Below are 18,607 nucleotides of genomic sequence, written 5' to 3' on the forward strand. Positions count from 1 at the left end.
GTCTGGCCGATGAATAAGATATCAAGCGTTTTATTATGGATATTTCTTTTGGTCGTCGCCGTATTTACCTTATTTCCGATCTTGCTTGCTTTCTTCGGCTCCTTAAAGTCGAATTTGGAGCTGACCACGGGCGCTACGCTACTTCCAAAAGAGTGGAAATTCAGCAATTACGCGCAGGCCTGGGAGGTCGCCAATTTCGCCCGGTTTACCTGGAACAGCGTGTTTACCAGCTTTTTTACGACGGTCGGCACGCTGCTGATCGGGACCATGGCCGCCTATGCCGTGGCGAGAATCGATTTTATCGGGAAAAAATTTTATGTGCTGCTGCAATCCGGCACGCTGTTTATTTCCATCGGCGCGGTGGTCCTCAGGCCGCAATTCGATCTGATGGTGGCGCTGCACCTGCAAAAATCGCTTTGGGGCGTCATTATCTTGCTGATCAGCGCCCATGCCACAGTCTTTTTTATGCTGATCGGGTTTGTGCGCGCTCTTCCGAAGGAATTGGATGAAGCCGCTTACATTGACGGTTGCAATTTTTACAGCACGTATTATAGAATTGTACTGCCTTTGCTGGCCCCGGCATTGGGCGTGGCCGGACTTTGGAGCTTCCGCGGGGCGTGGAACGAATATATTCTGCCATTGGTGTTTACGATGACCCAGCCCGAATTGCAAACATTGACGGTGGGGCTGGCCAGCCTGAAATACGGCGTGGGCGACGCCGCGCAGCCGCAGCTGATGTTGGCCGGCGCCTGCTTGTCCATCCTGCCGATGCTGGTGGTGTATGTGTTCGCCAATAAATCGTTTATGCAAATGACGGCAGGTTCGGTGAAGGGCTGACCTTCGGCTGCCCCTATTCCGGTACCATTAGTAGTTCAACTTTTATCATGGCGGGCAGACATTACGAGGGAGCGTGACGGCATTGAAATCCTGGATCTACCGAACTTCGCTGCAAAAAAGGATATGGATCTCTTTTGCCGTGCTGACGGTGCTTTGTATCGCGGTGACGGGCCTATGTTCCTATTTGATCGCGGCCCGCGCGATGGAGCGCAATTCCGTGGAGCTGAACCGCAGCGTGCTCAACCAGTCTGTCAACGTGCTGGACCAGAAGCTGAAGCAGATCGTCGTGGCTTCGTCCACGATGACTCTAAGCGAAACTTACAAGCAAACGATTCGCGATATTCAGGCTGACAACCGCAGCCGGTATTTCGCGAATTTTTCGCTGCTTCAAGGCCCTTTTTCACAAGCCGAGCTGACGGAAAACTCGATCGATTCGATCCTGATCACCACGCCCGGCGGCGACTTCTATTCCAGCGGCAAAATCCGCAAATCCGGCGTGCCGTTTACCTCCACCGCCATTTACCAGCGGATCAAAGAACATCCCGATACCCGGTGGATCGAGAGCCATGAGGATGAGTTGTTTGCCGGAAAACACCGGGTCGTCACTTTGGTTTTGCAACCGCTAACAGAGAGTAATGTTCCGGACGTGTTCTTGATCGTCAATGTCGATGAGAAGATGCTGGGCCAGGTGGTCCGGGAAGGGCTGAATCCCGGTGCGGCGCATTTTTTGCTGATCAACACCGCAGGGGCCAGCGTGCTGGGGGATCAGGGACGGCCGGAATGGACGCGCTCGCCGGAATTTATCGATCAACTACGGGAAAATAAGGCCGGGAACTTCGAATATAAAAGTTCGGAAGGCACGATGCTGGTCAGTTACGCTTCCTCCGCGTTTGCCACGGACTGGATTTTGGTCAGCTATTTGTCGAAAACGGATCTGCTTGGCCCCGTGCTCCAGATCAAGTGGCTGGTGCTGGCGATCATGGCCTGCTGCATCCTGATGGCGCTGCTGCTGGCCCGGTACTTGTCGAGACTGCTGCTATCCCCGCTGCTGAAACTGCAAAGAACGATGAAACGGGTCGAGCAGGAGGATTTGCGGGCGCGTTTCGTGAGTCCGTTCCAGGATGAGATCGGCGAGGCCGGACGGAAGTTCAATCAGATGCTCGACCGTATCGGGCAGCTCATCACCGAAGTGAAGGAGACGGAGAAAGAGAAACGGAAAGCGGAAATTAAAGCGCTGCAGGCGCAAATCGACCCGCATTTTTTATATAACACGTTAAATACGATTTTCTGGAAATGCGAGATGGACGAATACGAGGATGTAAAGGAGATGGTGCTTTCGTTATCCGCGTTGTTCAAATTGGGTCTGAACCAGGGGCAGGAAATTACGACGCTGGGCCGGGAGCTGGAGCATGCCCGCCAATATTTGAACCTGCAGCAGCAATGTTATGAGGGATTGTTTCAATATGCCATCCATGCGCCGCCCGAACTGCTTAACTTGCCCGTGTTAAAAATTATCATTCAGCCGCTCGTGGAAAACTCCATCCTGCACGGTTTGCAGGACAAACGGGACTCCGGCATGATCCGGATCGCGGCGGAGGCGAGGGGCGGCAGCTTAATCATTACGGTGACGGATAACGGGGTTGGATTTGATGCCGAGCAAATGAACGAGAAACTGCAGCTCCCCGCGGGCGGCAAAGGGTATGCGTTATTCAATATTTGCAATCGGTTAAATCTGTACTACGGCAAGGAGGCCGGGCTGCGCTTTGCCAGCCGCCCCGAGGAAACAGTGGCCGTCATTACCATTCCAATGGAAAGCGGGTTAAGCCATGAATCAAAACGAACCGATGAAAATCTGCATTATTGACGATATTCCGGCGGTCGTGCGCGGACTGTCCACACGGATTCCCTGGGAGGAGCACGGCCTGACGGTCGCGGCAACGGCCGCCAATGGCTTAGAGGGGCTGGAGTGCCTGCGCCGGGAGCGTCCCGACATCGTGCTGACGGATATCCGCATGCCGCTGATGGACGGGCTGGAGATGATGCGGACGATTGTGCCGGAGCTGCCGGAGGTCAAAGTGATCTTTTTTACCGCGTATACCGATTTTGCCTATGCCCAGGAGGCGGTCAAATTGGGCGCGTTCGATTTTATCGTCAAGCCCTTTACCCCCCTGAGCGTGCTGGATGTGGTGCTGAAAGCGAAGGAAGCGCTGGAGCGGGAGCGGAGCAAAACCGAGTATATGCAGGGCATGGAGCGGAAGTTAAGGGAAAGTCTGCCCTATCTGCGCCAGGAGTTCATGCGTCTGCTCATCCGTTACGGCACCCGGCAGCAGAGCCAAAGCCGGCAGTGGGATTTTTACGGGATCACGATGGAGCCCAGCGGCTTTTGGGTGATGGTGGCGGAGATGGATGGGTTTTCGCAGCGGACGGCGGATTTGCCCGTGAACGAGGTGGAGCTGATCCGGTTTGCCGTGCAGAATATTTTGGAGGAGACCGTCTCTTTCTATACTAGGGGCATCGTGTTCCGCGAAAATATCAACCAATTCGTTATCGTCGCCAATCCGGCGGCCTCCCTGGATGCCGGACAGCTGGCGGAGAATTGCCGCGAAAATGTCCGTAAACATACCTATTATACTGTGTCGATTGGCTTGAGCGGCGAAGTGCAGGAGACTGCGCAGTTGTCCGTTTCGTACGCGCAAGCGCTGGCCGCGTTGGCCAACACCTTTTTGTCCGGCGGCAACAGCGTATATCAGTACGAGGAGGGGGACAGCCGGGGCGCGGCCTGGCCGCAGTATTCCTATGACAAGGAGAAGGAGCTGCTATTTTGCTTGCGTTCGGCGAATGTGGACAAGGCGGAGGAGCAGCTCCACAGTATCTGGGACGAATGGATTTCGGCCAGCAAGCATCCGAACCCTGCGCTTTTGCAAACGTTATGCCTGGAGCTGGCGCATTCGATGCACCGGGTGTTTGCGGAAAAAGGTTCGGCAGAGGAGATTCAGGAGCTGGAGAGCAAGCTGGCGGAGATGAACAAGGCGGCCACGTTTGAAGCGCTGTGCGGCTTGATCCGGGATTTCTGCCGGCAGGGCTGCGCCCAATTGCGGAAGCGGCAGGTGAGCGAATCGCGGCTGCTGGTCGAGCGGGGCGTCGCCTACATTCAGAGCCATCTGCAGCAAAATTTGTCCGTGGCGGACTGCGCCAAAGCGGTGCATTTGAGCCCGAGCTATTTTTCCAACTTGTTCAAAAAAGAAATGGGCGTCACCTTGGCCCAGTATATTACCCATTGCCGGATGGAGAAAGCGAAGGAACTGGTGCTCGAGGGGATGCAGGTGCAGGATATCGCCGGATCGCTTGGTTATGAGGATCGTCCGTATTTTACCGAATTGTTCAAAAAGCACACCGGGATGACGCCAACGGAGTTTCGGATGAAATATGCGGCGTGTGCCGAGACGTGAAAGTGCGAGTTCAAAAAGTCGGGTTTCCAGGACCGAGAAGATTGGATGAAGCTAGGGACTGAGTAGCGGAGCGTAGGTGAGCCTACGTGAGCAACGGAAGGCCCGGCTGAATTCAAGATTCGACGTCGAATCAACCCCTTGAACTGCTTCGTCATGGGAAGACGACTTTTTGAACAACCTCTGAAAGAGTCGTTTTCTCACCCCCGGAGAGTTGTTTTATCCTTCACGAGGCGGAAGGCGGATGATTTATATTTTAAGTGGAAATGAATGCGATTACATTGTTCTAAGGGGGCATATTCATGAGTGTTAGAAGGCGGTTTGTGTCGGGAATGATCTTGTTGTTGGCGGGAGTTTTGGCGGCCTGCTCACCGGCGGGCAACAGCGGTGTTTCAAAGGCAAACGCCGGCGCAGAAGACATGAAGACGAAGCTTACGTATTGGACGATTGACCGTCACGACACCGATTTTATCGAGCAAAAAATCAAGGAATACGAAGAAAGCAATCCCGATGTCGAGATTGAAATGAAGGTGATGGCGGAAAACTATGAACAATCCGTAGAAATCGCCTTTGCCAGCAATCAGGCGCCGGACATCTTTCGCATCACGGGAAAAATGCCGATTTGGGTGGAGCGAGGTTACCTGGAACCGTTTGATGATTACCTCTCGGCCGAAATGAAGGAGAACTTCAAAAACGTCCTGATCGAGGAGAAAAACATGGTTGACGGCAAAATATATACCCTGCCGAGTACAGGGCAATTCTGGAGACTGATCTACAACGTTGATCTGTTTGAACAAGCGGGCATTGACGGGCCGCCGGCGACGATTGCGGAAATGGTCGAGGACGCCAAGAAGATCACGGAAGCGGGCAAGGATACCGGTGCTTACGGGTTTGCCGGGAACTTCAAGAGCGCCAGCGGCTTTGAGCGGATCGCTTATCCGATCGTGTCGCTGAGCACAAACACGGGGAACGAGGGCTTCAATTTCCAAACCGGACAGTTCGATTTTACCGTGTATAAAGAAGTGCTGCAGGCCCTGCATCAAATCAAAGCGGACGGCAGCATGCTGCCCGGCTCCGAATCGCTTGACATCGATCCGCTGCGGGCCCAGTTCGCGCAAGGCAAGATCGGCATGTATTTCAATCACTCCGCGGAACCAAGCGTGTACAAAACGCAATTTCCGACGGACATCCGCTGGGCCGCGGCCATGCCGCCGACGATCGACGGTCAGCAGAACGGGGCCGTTCAAGTCCTTGCCGGCAGTTACTTGGCCTTAAGCAGGAATTCCGAGCATAAAGAAGAAGCTTGGAAATTTATCGAATGGATGTACAGCGACGAGGTACGGATCGCCTATCAAGAGGGAGGATACGGCATCTCCGTCATCCCGTCCGTGTCGGCCAAAGCCAAAGCCCCGGACATCGCCGGCATCGATAACTTCCTGCCGACCTCGCTGGACGGCATCTACCCCGCCACCCCGCTGGTCGCCACCGAAGGCCGCGTCGAAGGCACCAAAAAAGTCGACGTCTTCAACAAATTCATCTTCGACGGCCAGGACCTGGACAGAGTATTGAGCGATTTGAACACTCGCTACAATGCCGCGCTTGAGAAAGCCAAAGCGGTGGGGGATACAACGATTGAAGCCGATCCGGGATTTAATGCGGCGAATCTGCAGGGGTCGTTGGTGGAGAAGTAGGAGAGGGAATACGAAGACAAGCCCATTGCGTATTAACTTGGGCTTGTCTTTTTTCGTTTAATTAGGGCGTTTCGCCTTAAATATGTAAATCAGATAATCCGCAACAAGCCCCACTAATAAGAAGCTTCCAAAGTGTATCAAATAAGCCGGAAAGCGCAGGGGAATTAAAGCGCTATTCGTCATCCATTTGGGATTATTGATATTGATAATCCAACTTGTGAAAGGCTCTGTGAACTTAATGGAATCGATTAGTGGATTGAATTTTATTAATAGGATATTTGCTAGGCCGCTTCCTAAGTAGTCGCTTAGGCATATTAGGATGCTTATGATAGAGAGCCAAAGTGTGGCACGTTTTAATAGAGACAGGGGGGTCACCTCCATTGACTTCCATATTTTTATTGTATCATCGGAACTTTGAGTGTGGAAATTAAACGAATGGATGTCTGTGGTGGGGACAAATCGCTTATCAAGAGGGCGGAAATACAATATGCGAATATCGCATAAAATTCAACTTGCTGGAATCATTTGAGGTAAACTCGTCCTTGAGGGGAGTGTAGTTAAGTTAACACATTACCCCAAATTATTAAGAGGGTGAGCCAGTGAAGAATATTATAGAAGAACTATATTACGGTAACCTGCATCCCGAAGGGTTTATAGTCCCCACAGATTCCGAATATCGCCCGCTCAATAGAAAAATTTCCGATTTGATGGAAGAAGCCAAGCAAAGATTTTCGGAGGACGACTTCAAAACCCTTGAGGAAATCTTGGATTTGAACGGGGAAACTAGTTCTATGCTTACAAGTGAGGCTTTTGTACAGGGGTTTAGGATGGGGGCTTTAGTGATGGTGGAGGTGTTTTGTGGGGAGGGGAAGGGTTTTGAGAAGGGAGATTGATGGAGGCAGACTTGGGAGAGTGTTCATGAAGTTGGAATGTATATTTGGCAATATTGAGTTAAAAAAATAAGGCACTAATTTAATGAACTGTAATTTTTTTTATTGATTAATCAACCGATTCATTGAAATGAATGGGATCGTAGAGGGAGAAAAGGTATTGATCCACTTGCTTAAGGCATTTAATAATGATTCGATCCGGAGTAGCCATACAGAGGCTACTCTGTTTTTTTACAACTGTGAAGAACCAGGACTGGAGTGATAGTACAATTTTTATAATCTTCTGGTTCAATTATTTGGGAGGGGAACAATCAAATGTGATTATATGGTAAAATAAATTATATAATCTTAGGAAATTAGGCTTGCTAGATGCAGGAGGTATCCAACTTGAAAACTATTTTGTTAGATCCACCCAAAGCACCTAAGGACACTAGTCGGATATTCGATAATTCAATAGATCCACTAGTTCGCTTAAGAACAATTGAAGCCGGGGAATTTGAAGATATAGTTTGTGAATGGGCAGTAGGGTATTTAATGCAATGTGAAAATTATAAAAGTGTCGCGCAAATAGGTGGATCTAAAGATTCTGGACGTGATATTGTAGCCTATTTAGATGATTCCATGCAAGTTTTTGATATTTTTCAATGTAAAAGGTATAAAGATCCACTTGCACCTTCAGGGTATATGAGTGAGTTTGGAAAGCTCTGTTACTATACGATGATTGGAAAATATAATAAACCTCGAAAGTATTTTATTGTTGCAAGTAATGGTATTGGACAAGATTTGAGGGATTTAGTCGAACATCCATCAAAAATAAATAAAGAATTAATTGATTCTTGGGATAAGTACTGTGCAGGAAAAAGAAAGATACTTTCTTCTGGATTAAAGTTATCTTCTGAATTGAAAACGTATATTGAACAGTTCGATTTTTCAATTATTTCTGAGATTTCACCAGCTACTCTTATAGAACAGTTTGCTAAAACAAGATGGTACAAATATCATTTTGGTGGAGGACTGAAGCAACGTCCTAAAGTCAACAAGCCTCAGGAAGATATTGAAGATGAAGAATTACGAATGAAATACGTTGATCAATTACTACAAGTGTATTCAAATCATGAGAACAGACCAATAAAGGATATTGAGAGTCTTAAACTTAAGAAGAATTTGCACCGACATTTTAAGAGACAAAGAGAGAGTTTTCATAATGCACAGGCCTTAAAAAGATTTGCTCGGGATGAATTAGTTAACGATGATTCCTATGATGATGTAAAAAACCAAGTTCTTCATGGAGTTATAGCGACGTGTGAATTGGAATACGATACTGATTTGGAACGAGTAGATGAAACTGTTGGAAGATCACAACTTCTTCCCATTAACAGTTCTGAGTTAGGAGTTATTAGTATATTAGAAAAAAGTGGTATTTGTCATGAGTTGGTTAACGATGAGGAGTTGCAATGGATTTATGATGACAACGAAAATTAAAATATTTAATTCGCCCGAAGAAGTTGGTGTCAGAGTATTATTTATTTTATCATTATGTGAAAAGCGAATGAGCTCACAGCGAATTATGTACTACGATTACTTTATCCTTCATTTAAACGATATTGACGATATGCATAGTAGCTTGCATCCAGATAATCCCAATCATTCTTCTGAAATCGCGGTTAAAAGGAATATTGTAAATAAAGGATTATCACTAATAATTTCTAAAGGACTAATAGATGTTAAATACATGAAGACAGGGGTCTATTATCAGAAGAATAGTTTAACTGATCCATTCATCAGCTTATTCTCTAATGGTTATGTTGAGCGTTTGAAGAAAAACATTATTGTAGTAAATGAAAAATTCTCAAAGTTTTCTGATACTCAAATATACAAGTACATTAATAAGAATATAGGCTCGTGGACAGGTGAATTTGAAAAAGAATATAACTCGGTGGGTGAATTATTTGAGTGATTTTGGATTGATTATACAGAAACTTGTACTGCAAGGGATAGGTAAAAAAAATGCAATACTAACCTTCAATCGTGGATTAAATGTAATTGCTGGAGCATCCGATACAGGAAAATCATTTGCATTTGAATGTATCAATTACATATTAGGTGGAACTGAAATTCCAGAGAAACCTAAGGAGTCTGCAGGATATACTAATATTCTTTTAGAATTCAAAGAAAGGAAATCTGGACAGATAGTTACTTTGAAAAGAAGTTTAAATGAAAGCGAAAAAACTAATATATTAATGTACAATTCAGATATCGATCATATTAGTGATGTTTCAGAGAATGTTCTTTCAAGCGATTCAAAAGCTAAAAATAGCTTATCATCTAAACTTTTGAGTTTAATCAACTGTAAATATGAAAATGTTTTGAAATCAACATCTCAAGGTAAAACCGAAGCGTTTACATTTAGAAAATTTGTACCGCTAATGATGGTGAATGAATCGAGAATAGTGCAACGGAACTCAGCAATTTTTCTAGGTGATACAACACGCGATGCAAAATCTACTAAAGAAATAGCAACCTTCTTTACCATATTAACAGGGAATGATTATAAAAAATATGACAAATCTGAGAGCGTTGAAGTGAAGAAGGCCCAGCTTAGAGGTAGAATTGAGGAGCTAACACTTATAAGTAATGAATTAAGGATAGAAATTTCTCGGCTAGAAAATTCTCTAGAGGGAATTAATGAGAGAAATGTTGATGGAAAAATTAGTGAACTAGAGCTTTTTATAAAAGAGAAAAAATTGCAAATAGAACAACAAGAAAACAAATACACATTATTAATGGATGAATATCTTACTTTGTCGAGTGAAAGAAGACGAATAAAGGATAACTTATTTAAATTTCGAATGCTAAAAAAGAATTATGAATCAGATATTGAAAGGCTAGATTTTATTGATCAGTCTCACAATTATATTGATCAACTTGCAAATATAAAATGTCCGGTTTGTAGTTCGCAAATTGACAACGAAAATAATAATCTGCCAAAAGAAATCTACTATATTGCAATTAATAAAGAAAAACAGAAATTAAAGTCGCACTTATCCGATTTAGATGAAACGATATCAGATTTTGAGAATGATTTATTAGAGAACGATGTTTTAATGAAAAAAAACCAAAACTCAATTGATGAACTAGAAAGTTTGTTAAATACCCATTCAATGCAGATTTCTTCAAAAATATCTGATTATGAAAGGTACTTAACAATAAGAGATAATATCCTGGACATTCAAAAAGGAAAAAATAAGTTAGCTGATTTGGGTAAGCGTATTCTGGAGCTTAATGATAAAATTGAAAATACCAAAGCAGATACAAACAAGGCTGAAATCAACAAATTATCTGAGGAATTATTGGGTGAATTCTGCGATATCATAAAGATGTTTCTCGAAAAATGGAGTTTTATTAAGAATAGCGAAAATGTCCAATTTAATAATAAAACTACTGATGTTATTGTAGCAGATAAAACAAAAGCTTCTTACGGAAAAGGAGCCAGGGCAATAATTAATTCAGCCTTTATTTTGGCTATTATGGATTATTGCACCAATCGTAGTCTTTCTCATCCCGGGTTTGTTATGTTAGATTCACCTTTAACTACCTATAAGGAACGGGATAAAATGCAAAATGTAAAAAACGAAGAGGTCAATACCAGTGTGAAAGAATCATTTTTCGAACAGTTGGCAATATATTCCAATGGATTTCAAATTATAATTTTCGATAATGAAATACCTCCAGATAGTTTGAAAGGTATTACATATCACCATTTTACAGGTAACAAAGAAATAGAACGAACGGGGTTCATTCCAAATTGACTTTAAAGTTTTTGAAATGTGGCGGGTTTGCCCCCCTATCGCTGTAAGGGTTGGTTGAACGCCAAGCTACAGGATTCGCTTGCTTTTGCGGAGAAGACACTTGCTTGCTCATCGGATTAGCTTTGTTTTTTACACCCAAGCACTGCTCCTGGCTTATCAGATTGAACTTTGGTTCAGAATTTTTGCCTGTCGTCTGATCAAGCGCAGTAGCTTTATGAACAAGTTGGATCTGCAAAAGAAATTATTTCAGTTTATCGACTACTTCAACGCAACCATTCCAAACCGTTTAAGTGGACTTATAGAGGGAAACCATTTGTTTTTAACTGTTGGTTTATTTCAGGATTAGTGCACTAGGTTCATACCGAATCTATTATGTAGATAAAACAACACCAAAGAATATTTGTCAAAATTTGCAGGACTTTTGATAGTACTGCAGAATCACTTTTATTAGGAGTATGTTCAAAGAACGCTCTTGTTGACGTATATTAGTGGTTGATATAATTAAATGTAAGCTAAAAGGATTACATACTTCAACAAGAATAAACGTGGGGGCTATGAAGTGAATGAATTTTTGAACCGTTTTATTACGGGTAAATGCGAAGAAGTACTTACATTATTTCCAAATGAATGCGTGGATTTTGTGATGACATCACCACCATATGCAGATCAAAGATTTTATGGAACGGAAGAATCCAAAGTACCTCCGGATGAGTTTGTGGATTGGTTTCTCCCGAAAGCAGCAGAAATAAAGCGTGTTCTCAAAAAAAACGGAAGTTTTGTTTTGAATATAAACGACAAGGTCGTCAATGGCAAACAGCATATTTATGTATATGAGCTTGTCGTTAGAATGACTAAAGAACTGGGGTATAATTTAGTTCGGGATTATATTTGGTACAATCCTTCGACACCACCAAATGTTTTTTCTTCTGGCAGGTTCGGTAGAACTAAAAAATCGCATGAGTACTGTTTCTGGTTCAGTAAGGGTGAAGATTGGACATTTAACTTAGATCCAATTAGAAAACCTTACAGTAAAGATATGCAAAAATATTTGGACGGTAATGGGAAAGGAGATCGAAACTATAACACAAGGCCAAGTACGCATAATTTCAATTGCGAAAAGACTTGGGAAGATAAGGGGGGATCTGACCCAGGTAGTGTAATTGAAATAGGAAATACAAGTAGTAATGATAACTTTATAAAATTGTGCAAAGAGCGAGGAATTGCTCATCCGGCAAGATTTCCTGAGAAATTAGTTGAGTTTTTCATTCTGGCAGGAACAAACGAGAATGACATTGTGTTAGATCCATTTTCTGGTTCAGGTACAACAGCTGTTTCAGCTCATCGTAACAAAAGACAATGGATTGGGATTGATTCAAATCAAGATTATTGTGATCTTGCTTACGAAAGAATGAAAATTGAATTTCCAAATGAATTTGAAATAAGGGCTGAAATAAATGCTTGAGAACATTCAAAATAAAAGGTATGTAGTTCGTTGTTTGGATGGTGCTCAAGGGATGCTACTGCTTCCTGATTCTTCGATCAAACTTGTGTATGGCTCACCGCCTTATCCAAACGCAGAACGAAATTATGGAGTGTGGAAGTCTAAAGATTATATTGAAAAGATTTCTCCATTTATTGTTTCTGCTAAACAAAAGCTTAGAGACGATGGTTTCATTGTCATTAATGTAAAAGCAAATCGTGATCGTCACAAAGGGGATCATTGTACTACTCGTTCTCTGGTTATTGAGAAATTAGCAATAATGATGGAAGAAGAGTGGGGACTTAGTTGTGTAGATATCGAAATTTGGGTCAAGGACAATCCTGTATCAACCGGATTAAGAGTTGCTTGCCAAGATACTTATGAGCAAAACTTATGGTTTTCAAAAAGCCCTGCTTGGACTATTAACCTTGATGCTATACGAAGGCCATATTCTGAAACCACTTTAACTAAATATGAAAATAATGAATATAAGCCGAGAGCAAATGGTTTGAGTTATGTTAGAAAGAACAAGCGAATTGAGGCTAACCCCCTTGGTGCTCTTCCTGTAAATGTTATAAGAGGAGCTGTATCAGCGAAAAAAGGAGAACATCAAGCAATACAACCGAGTTATTTGCCCAACAAATATATCAAAGCAACTACACAAGTTAACGACCTAGTAGTTGATCCATGGATGGGCACTGGAACCACAGGCATCGAAGCACTAAGACTGGGGCGTACTTTTATTGGGTTTGATATTTTTAAAGAGTATGTAGAAAAAGCTGAAAGTACATTACGAGAGACGTTAGATGGTGTACAAGATGATTAAAAATAGAAGTCCGTTTAAGGCTTCGCAAAAAATAAACGAATACTTTATTAAGAAACTTGGACTTGCAGTTAAACGGGTGGACGATTTGGAATATCGTCCTTTCTTGCTTGAATTGAATAAGCCACTACCACTTAAAGCTAGGGTATATTTGTTTAATTGTGGAAATCCTCCAGGAGGAAGGCCGATTAATGAGTATAAGTTGGTCTTAAATGTTGACCAGAAAGAGAAACATGAAACTGGTAATTTTGATTTTTCAGGTGGCTTCTATGCAATGATAATCGGTTACATACAAGAATATGATGTATTTGTTTTTTGGGATGCAACCAAGCATAAAAACTTTGGGCGAAATAAGAATCTTCAAGTTAAAACAGATACGGTTATTCATTCACTACTTGTTCCATTCGAAACACAGACTAGAAATACAAAAAATGGAACTGAAATTGTTATTGTCGCAAGAAGTGATTACTTAGTAGATGCAATTAACGAAAGAATGCGGATATTTTATTATGAATTACTAGAGGGATAACAATGAGCTTAAACCAATTTGAGTTTAAGACTGATTACAATAAAGCTACAGATGATATAGCTTATGAGTTTTATTTGCCCTGCATGGAAAACTCGATTTACTATGATCGAGTTTCGGGTTATTTCGGCAGTACAGTGTACATAATTGCATGGACAGCCTTAAAGCGATTTGTTGAAAATGGCGGTAAAATGAGAATTATTTGCTCACCTTATATAGTCGAAACAGACCAAACAGCAGTCAACGAAGGATACGAAGCACGCTCAGCAAAGCATATAGAAGCTCTTGAAAACGAAATCAAAGATTTATTTAATGATAGCTACCTTAATAAACCAACGAGAGCATTAGCTTGCTTGGTTGCACTTGATATTATAGATATAAAAATTGCTGTAATACAGTCTAATGCAAATCCTGAAGTCAAAAGACTATTTCATGATAAAGTTGGCATTTTTCAAGATAAAGAAATGAACTGCGTTGGATTTAGAGGCTCTATGAATGAAACTTTTAAGGGTTTATCTTCAGATGGTAATATCGAATCGATAGATGTTTTTCCTAGTTGGATTGATGGAAGGGATAAACAACGTGTGGAAAATGCGACTACATATTTCAATGAATTATGGGGAAATCGCATTGAGGGGATTGAGGTATCTGACTTTCCAAAAGTAGCAAAAGAATTGTTTATTAAATATGCCTCCACAGATAAATGGAAGGAACTTGTCGAAGAGATTGAGGCAGAGATAGATTTGGGAAGAAAATGGGCGGCAGAGAGAAGGACCGGAGGGAGAATACCACGAACACATCAAATACAAGCTCTTGAAGCTTGGGAACGTTCAGGACGAAGAGGGATATTCGAGCATGCAACTGGAAGTGGAAAAACATATACTGCAATGTGCGCGATAAAAGCGGCTATAAATTTAAATGAGGTTGTCATTGTATTGGTTCCTTCAACAGAACTCTTGGGCCAGTGGCATAAAGAATTAACTCAAGTTTTTAACGATGGCGACATCATGTTTCTTGTATGCGGGGATGGAAATAATGTTTGGAAGAAACGAGGATATCTATCTGCTTGGACACAAAGAAGCTTGACAAAGAAAAAAATAATCATTGCTACTATGGACACTGCAGCTTCTGAGCAGTTCATTAACGGTATTGAACAAGGAGAGCATTTGTTTTTGGTAGCAGATGAAGTTCATCGATTAGGCAGCTTCTATCGTAGGAACGTCTTTAAAATCAATGCAGGTGCTCGCCTTGGATTAAGCGCAACACCGAGACGATTTGGTGATGAAGAAGGTACCAGAGCAATTTTTTCTTATTTTGGAGATATCATTCCTCCACCCTTTACATTAGAAGATGCCATATCATCAAAAGTATTAACTAAATATTTTTATTACCCGCATGAAATTAAGCTTAACCATAAAGAACAAGAGCAATGGGACTCAATAACATTAGAATTACGCAAATATCTTGCGATAAACAAGAAGCCAGAATCTGATTTTAATAAACTAACAAATGATCCTAAAGTGAGAAAAATGCTGATTCAAAGAGCGAGAATAATTAAGAATGCTGCCGTAAAAATAGAATTGGCTCTAGATGTAATAAAGCAATACTACCGGGAGGGTCAAAGATGGATTGTTTATTGCGACAATCAAGTTCAATTAGGAAAAGTACTCAGTATTTTATCGGAAAATTCTTTTAATGCTTATGAATATCATTCTGCAATGTTAGGGGATAAGAAAGCAACATTAGGCTATTTTGCAATTCACGGTGGTATATTGGTTTCCATTAAATGTTTGGACGAAGGTGTTGATATTCCTGCGGCTACACATGCACTAATTTTAGCATCATCCAAAAATCCAAGAGAGTTTATTCAACGTAGAGGAAGGATATTGCGCCGCGCGGATAAAAAGTACTTTGCGTACTTACATGATGCCATTGTTACTCCTAATCAGAGTGACGAGGAAAATCTTAAGCAATTATCAATAATTGAAGCTGAGCTCGCAAGAGCGATTCAATTTGGGACTTGGGCGGAAAACCCCACTTGTATTACGAAATTAAAAAATGTTGCTATTGATTTTAATGTTAACATTACTGAGTCAGTATCAGGGGGATATGAAGAAGATGACGAAGAACAGCAATCTGGATGATCTGTTTGATGCTTTAGAAGCTATAAGAATTGAAGAATATCCTGAACTGCCTAAAAGTATGCTTGAAGAATTACTTAGAATCGAATACGAAAATCAGGACAATAGAGTAGAGGCACAAACCCAAGCGCTAAAACTAATTGATAAATACTTATCTGAAATTATAGATTCATAGATAGGGGGGATCGAATGTTACATTTTACAAGTCTGTCGCTAGAGAATTTTGGGCCGTATAAAGGCAAGCAAGTAATTGAGTTTTCTTCTGAGAATGGAGTTACGATTATTTGGGGTAATAATGGGTTGGGGAAAACCACTCTATTAAACGTATTTCGTTATGCACTTTTCGGAAAAGTGCAAGGGAGAGGAAGTAAATCGCATTCCCTAAAGCAGATTGCGAATTGGGAGAGTTTCGATGAAGGCGAATACGGTTTTAAAGCAATCATTAAAATGAACAGTGACGGGATTAATTATGAGTTAACTCGGCAGTTTGTAGTAAGGGATGAGATTATAAGACCGGAGAAAGACCAGGATTATAGGGAAGAAGTGTTTTTAAAGAGAGGTGTCAGTATTTTATCAGGTGAGAAAAGGGATCATGTTTTAAATAGCCTTATGCCAGAACAGGTTTCACGATTTTTTCTGTTTGATGGTGAATTGCTTCAAGAGTATGAGGAATTACTTGTAGATGAAAACAATGTTGGAACCAAAATAAAGGAGTCCATCGAGACAATACTTGGTGTCCCGGTTTTAACGAATGGTTTGACAGATACGAATGTGGCTGTAAAGGAATATTCAAAAAAACTTACAAAAGCAGCTCAGAAAAATAAGGATACTGAGTTGCTTGGCATTGCGTTGGAGTCTAAGCAAGCTGAGTTAATAAGTCATGAATATGAACTTGACAGCTTGAAAAAGAAACTTGCTGAACTCATCTCTGAGCGGCATAATCTTGAAGAAGAATTGAAGCAAACAGAAAAAATAAGAGATTGGCAAAATCAACAGAAAAGACTTAAGGAAAATATTGATCAAAAGGAAGAATTACTCGCAACAAAACAATCGGAAATGAAAATGTTAACAAAGAATGTTTGGCAGGGAATGCTTGGTAAACGAATACAAGAAGTGTTGTTGCAATTGGAAGATGAAATTAAGATTATTGAAGAAAAAAAATCAAGACACCTGATTTCAAAACAATTATTAGAGGAATTGAAAAAAGGGTGTGAGACAGGGAAATGTCCGATTTGTGAGCAAGGTCTAACACATCACGCTGTAACGTTAATTAAGGAAAAAACAGAAAATTATGATTCCGAACACTCTGGTTTAACTGAGAGTGAAGAAAATACGTTAATTGAATTGCAGGGAAGGCGTGCGCAGTTAAAAAAATTGAGTGTAGAAGAAATGAAACTACAGGTAATATATCACGAAAACATGATTTCAGATATTACTGTTGAACTCAGTGATTTAGAACAGAAATTAAAAGACTTAAATAAAAATATTTTTGAAGCCGGCGATACATCCCGTGCAAGTAATGTTCCTTTTGAGTTAGCTAAATGTTTACAGAAGATTACAAATACAGAAAATGGAATTAAGGATCAACAGGAATTAATTGCAAGAGCTAAAGAAGAAAAAAAGCGGTTTGAGGAGAAGTTAAAACATGAAGCCTCGACAAGCGAATTGTTAGTAGCTGAACGAAAAAGAGAAGCGTGTGAGAAAATCAAAAGAATCTTTGAACGGGGAGTTGAACTGTACAGAGATAACCTGAAGCGGAAAGTGGAAAAAGACGCATCAGACATCTTTGTGAGTATTTCCAATCAACCCGAATATGTCCGACTTCAAATTAATGACAATTACGGATTAGCTATCATCCATCAAAGTGGACGAGTTGTTGAAATTCGTTCTGCTGGTTACGAACATATGGTGGCGTTATCTTTGATTGGAGCATTACATAAAAATGCTCCACTTCAAGGTCCAATTATTATGGATTCTCCATTTGGTCGTCTCGATCCAGAACATAAAAGAAAAATTACATATGCACTTCCTAATCTTGCCGAGCAAGTTGTATTACTTGTATATAGTGGAGAAATAGATGAGCAATTGGCAAGAACGATACTGGGAAGACACTTGAAAAATGAATACAAATTATATAACAAATCAGCCTTTAACACTCGAATTGTTAAAAGCTGAGGAGGGTGAACTATGGCAGAAGATAGAATTAACATTGGCCTTTCTGTTGAGTCAAATAAGATAGCTGACATACTTGAGAATACCGGATATTTTGAAGATAGAATTGCAATAGCAAAATTTGCTTTGGCATACGCTGTGAGAAACAATCTTGACACTGGATTGACAGACTATAAAGTTGGTGAGGGTGGAGGGACAAAATGGAACATTGGTTCGCTTGATGCAGATAAGTATCTTCATAGCTTGATATTGACTTTGTATCCAGAGACGGAGACCCCTTATCGTTATATTGAGGCATTAATGAATAAAGGGTTAGTGAGCATTGGTGAAAAAATAGCAGAAGAAGGAGTAAGTAAAATTAGCGAGTTTATGTGAAACCACTCGTTGATTATTTGAGCATTCGTTTGAGCGTGAATGCTGCCTGGAAACACAGCATGCCTAAATAGTATTTAAATTGAAATTTAAAGTTACATCAGATTAAATGAGTCTCATGAGACTTTTTGCTTCTCATATATGTCTTTTACTGCGGGAACCTGCCTTTATGGAGAGCAGCGAATAACTTCAAAACCTATAGTTCGAGAATAAAAGAGTGAAGCAACCATTTGTATCTAAGTTGTCACTTGGTTGAATGGTATTTTCAATAGACCAGTACGGTTCGTGCTAAGTTTGCAGATCACGAGAGTACAGATGTTCATTCCAAGTATGAGGCAGGATTCTACTTTAGGATGATAGTTGAGGGTAAGTCTAGTAACAAGAGTTTTATCATAGGGGCCAAAGACTCTCTAGAATACA

The 18,607-nt window shown here is 41.5% G+C and carries 16 protein-coding genes; all 16 read left to right on the top strand.

Annotation, left to right across the window (positions count from 1 at the left end; translation table 11 throughout):
• Positions 1 to 9 precede the first annotated feature (9 nt).
• The 16 genes from ACLD72_RS22140 (at position 10) to ACLD72_RS22215 (ending at position 18,190) form a co-directional block, all read left to right on the top strand.
• A complete protein-coding gene (locus ACLD72_RS22140) occupies positions 10 to 837 on the top strand; it encodes a carbohydrate ABC transporter permease (protein ID WP_411002450.1) in 828 nt (275 codons plus the stop codon).
• 82 nt (positions 838 to 919) lie between these two features.
• Positions 920 to 2,701, top strand: a complete 1,782-nt coding sequence (locus ACLD72_RS22145) for a sensor histidine kinase (RefSeq protein ID WP_411002451.1) — start codon at positions 920 to 922, stop codon at positions 2,699 to 2,701.
• Positions 2,664 to 4,286, top strand: coding sequence for a response regulator (locus ACLD72_RS22150; RefSeq protein ID WP_458476159.1), 1,623 nt, complete (start codon positions 2,664 to 2,666; stop codon positions 4,284 to 4,286). Before ACLD72_RS22145 ends, ACLD72_RS22150 begins: the two co-directional genes overlap by 38 nt.
• Before the next feature lie 299 nt (positions 4,287 to 4,585).
• Positions 4,586 to 5,974 (top strand): ABC transporter substrate-binding protein, encoded by a 1,389-nt coding sequence (locus ACLD72_RS22155; protein WP_411002452.1) that lies wholly within the window; start codon positions 4,586 to 4,588, stop codon positions 5,972 to 5,974.
• A gap of 599 nt (positions 5,975 to 6,573) precedes the next feature.
• Positions 6,574 to 6,867, top strand: coding sequence for a DUF6809 family protein (locus ACLD72_RS22160; RefSeq protein ID WP_411002453.1), 294 nt, complete (start codon positions 6,574 to 6,576; stop codon positions 6,865 to 6,867).
• Positions 6,868 to 7,251: 384 nt separating this feature from the next.
• A complete protein-coding gene (locus ACLD72_RS22165; protein WP_411002454.1) occupies positions 7,252 to 8,346 on the top strand; it encodes an ABC-three component system protein in 1,095 nt (364 codons plus the stop codon).
• Positions 8,327 to 8,821, top strand: a complete 495-nt coding sequence (locus tag ACLD72_RS22170; RefSeq protein WP_411002455.1) for an ABC-three component system middle component 2 — start codon at positions 8,327 to 8,329, stop codon at positions 8,819 to 8,821. Before ACLD72_RS22165 ends, ACLD72_RS22170 begins: the two co-directional genes overlap by 20 nt.
• The gene (locus ACLD72_RS22175; protein ID WP_458476160.1) at positions 8,805 to 10,673 is read left to right on the top strand and encodes a hypothetical protein; all 1,869 of its coding nucleotides are present in this window, start codon (positions 8,805 to 8,807) and stop codon (positions 10,671 to 10,673) included. Before ACLD72_RS22170 ends, ACLD72_RS22175 begins: the two co-directional genes overlap by 17 nt.
• 100 nt (positions 10,674 to 10,773) lie before the next feature.
• A complete protein-coding gene (locus ACLD72_RS22180) occupies positions 10,774 to 11,019 on the top strand; it encodes a hypothetical protein (protein WP_411002457.1) in 246 nt (81 codons plus the stop codon).
• 213 nt (positions 11,020 to 11,232) lie between these two features.
• The gene (locus ACLD72_RS22185; protein ID WP_411002458.1) at positions 11,233 to 12,135 is read left to right on the top strand and encodes a DNA-methyltransferase; all 903 of its coding nucleotides are present in this window, start codon (positions 11,233 to 11,235) and stop codon (positions 12,133 to 12,135) included.
• Positions 12,128 to 12,979 (top strand): DNA-methyltransferase, encoded by an 852-nt coding sequence (locus ACLD72_RS22190; protein ID WP_411002459.1) that lies wholly within the window; start codon positions 12,128 to 12,130, stop codon positions 12,977 to 12,979. Before ACLD72_RS22185 ends, ACLD72_RS22190 begins: the two co-directional genes overlap by 8 nt.
• Complete coding sequence (locus ACLD72_RS22195; protein WP_411002460.1) at positions 12,972 to 13,505, top strand: hypothetical protein; 534 nt, start codon at positions 12,972 to 12,974, stop codon at positions 13,503 to 13,505. Before ACLD72_RS22190 ends, ACLD72_RS22195 begins: the two co-directional genes overlap by 8 nt.
• A gap of 2 nt (positions 13,506 to 13,507) precedes the next feature.
• Positions 13,508 to 15,646 carry a DEAD/DEAH box helicase family protein gene (locus ACLD72_RS22200; protein WP_411002461.1) on the top strand — a complete coding sequence of 713 codons (2,139 nt, stop codon included), beginning with the start codon at positions 13,508 to 13,510 and terminating at the stop codon, positions 15,644 to 15,646.
• On the top strand, positions 15,621 to 15,818 hold the full coding sequence (locus ACLD72_RS22205; protein ID WP_411002462.1) for a hypothetical protein: 198 nt from the start codon (positions 15,621 to 15,623) through the stop codon (positions 15,816 to 15,818). The genes ACLD72_RS22200 and ACLD72_RS22205 overlap by 26 nt, the downstream gene beginning before the upstream one ends.
• 14 nt (positions 15,819 to 15,832) lie before the next feature.
• On the top strand, positions 15,833 to 17,818 hold the full coding sequence (locus ACLD72_RS22210; protein ID WP_411002463.1) for an AAA family ATPase: 1,986 nt from the start codon (positions 15,833 to 15,835) through the stop codon (positions 17,816 to 17,818).
• Between the two features lie 12 nt (positions 17,819 to 17,830).
• Positions 17,831 to 18,190, top strand: coding sequence for a hypothetical protein (locus ACLD72_RS22215; RefSeq protein ID WP_411002464.1), 360 nt, complete (start codon positions 17,831 to 17,833; stop codon positions 18,188 to 18,190).
• The last annotated feature ends 417 nt before the right edge of the window (positions 18,191 to 18,607 follow it).

The sequence above is a fragment of the Paenibacillus lacisediminis genome (assembly GCF_046567315.2).

Coding starts and splice junctions, on each gene's coding strand:
- ACLD72_RS22140 (WP_411002450.1), top strand. CDS start 10: ATGAATAAGATATCAAGCGTTTTATTATGGATATTTCTTTTGGTCGTC.
- ACLD72_RS22150 (WP_458476159.1), top strand. CDS start 2,664: ATGAATCAAAACGAACCGATGAAAATCTGCATTATTGACGATATTCCG.
- ACLD72_RS22155 (WP_411002452.1), top strand. CDS start 4,586: ATGAGTGTTAGAAGGCGGTTTGTGTCGGGAATGATCTTGTTGTTGGCG.
- ACLD72_RS22170 (WP_411002455.1), top strand. CDS start 8,327: ATGATGACAACGAAAATTAAAATATTTAATTCGCCCGAAGAAGTTGGT.
- ACLD72_RS22190 (WP_411002459.1), top strand. CDS start 12,128: ATGCTTGAGAACATTCAAAATAAAAGGTATGTAGTTCGTTGTTTGGAT.
- ACLD72_RS22195 (WP_411002460.1), top strand. CDS start 12,972: ATGATTAAAAATAGAAGTCCGTTTAAGGCTTCGCAAAAAATAAACGAA.
- ACLD72_RS22200 (WP_411002461.1), top strand. CDS start 13,508: ATGAGCTTAAACCAATTTGAGTTTAAGACTGATTACAATAAAGCTACA.
- ACLD72_RS22205 (WP_411002462.1), top strand. CDS start 15,621: ATGACGAAGAACAGCAATCTGGATGATCTGTTTGATGCTTTAGAAGCT.
- ACLD72_RS22210 (WP_411002463.1), top strand. CDS start 15,833: ATGTTACATTTTACAAGTCTGTCGCTAGAGAATTTTGGGCCGTATAAA.
- ACLD72_RS22215 (WP_411002464.1), top strand. CDS start 17,831: ATGGCAGAAGATAGAATTAACATTGGCCTTTCTGTTGAGTCAAATAAG.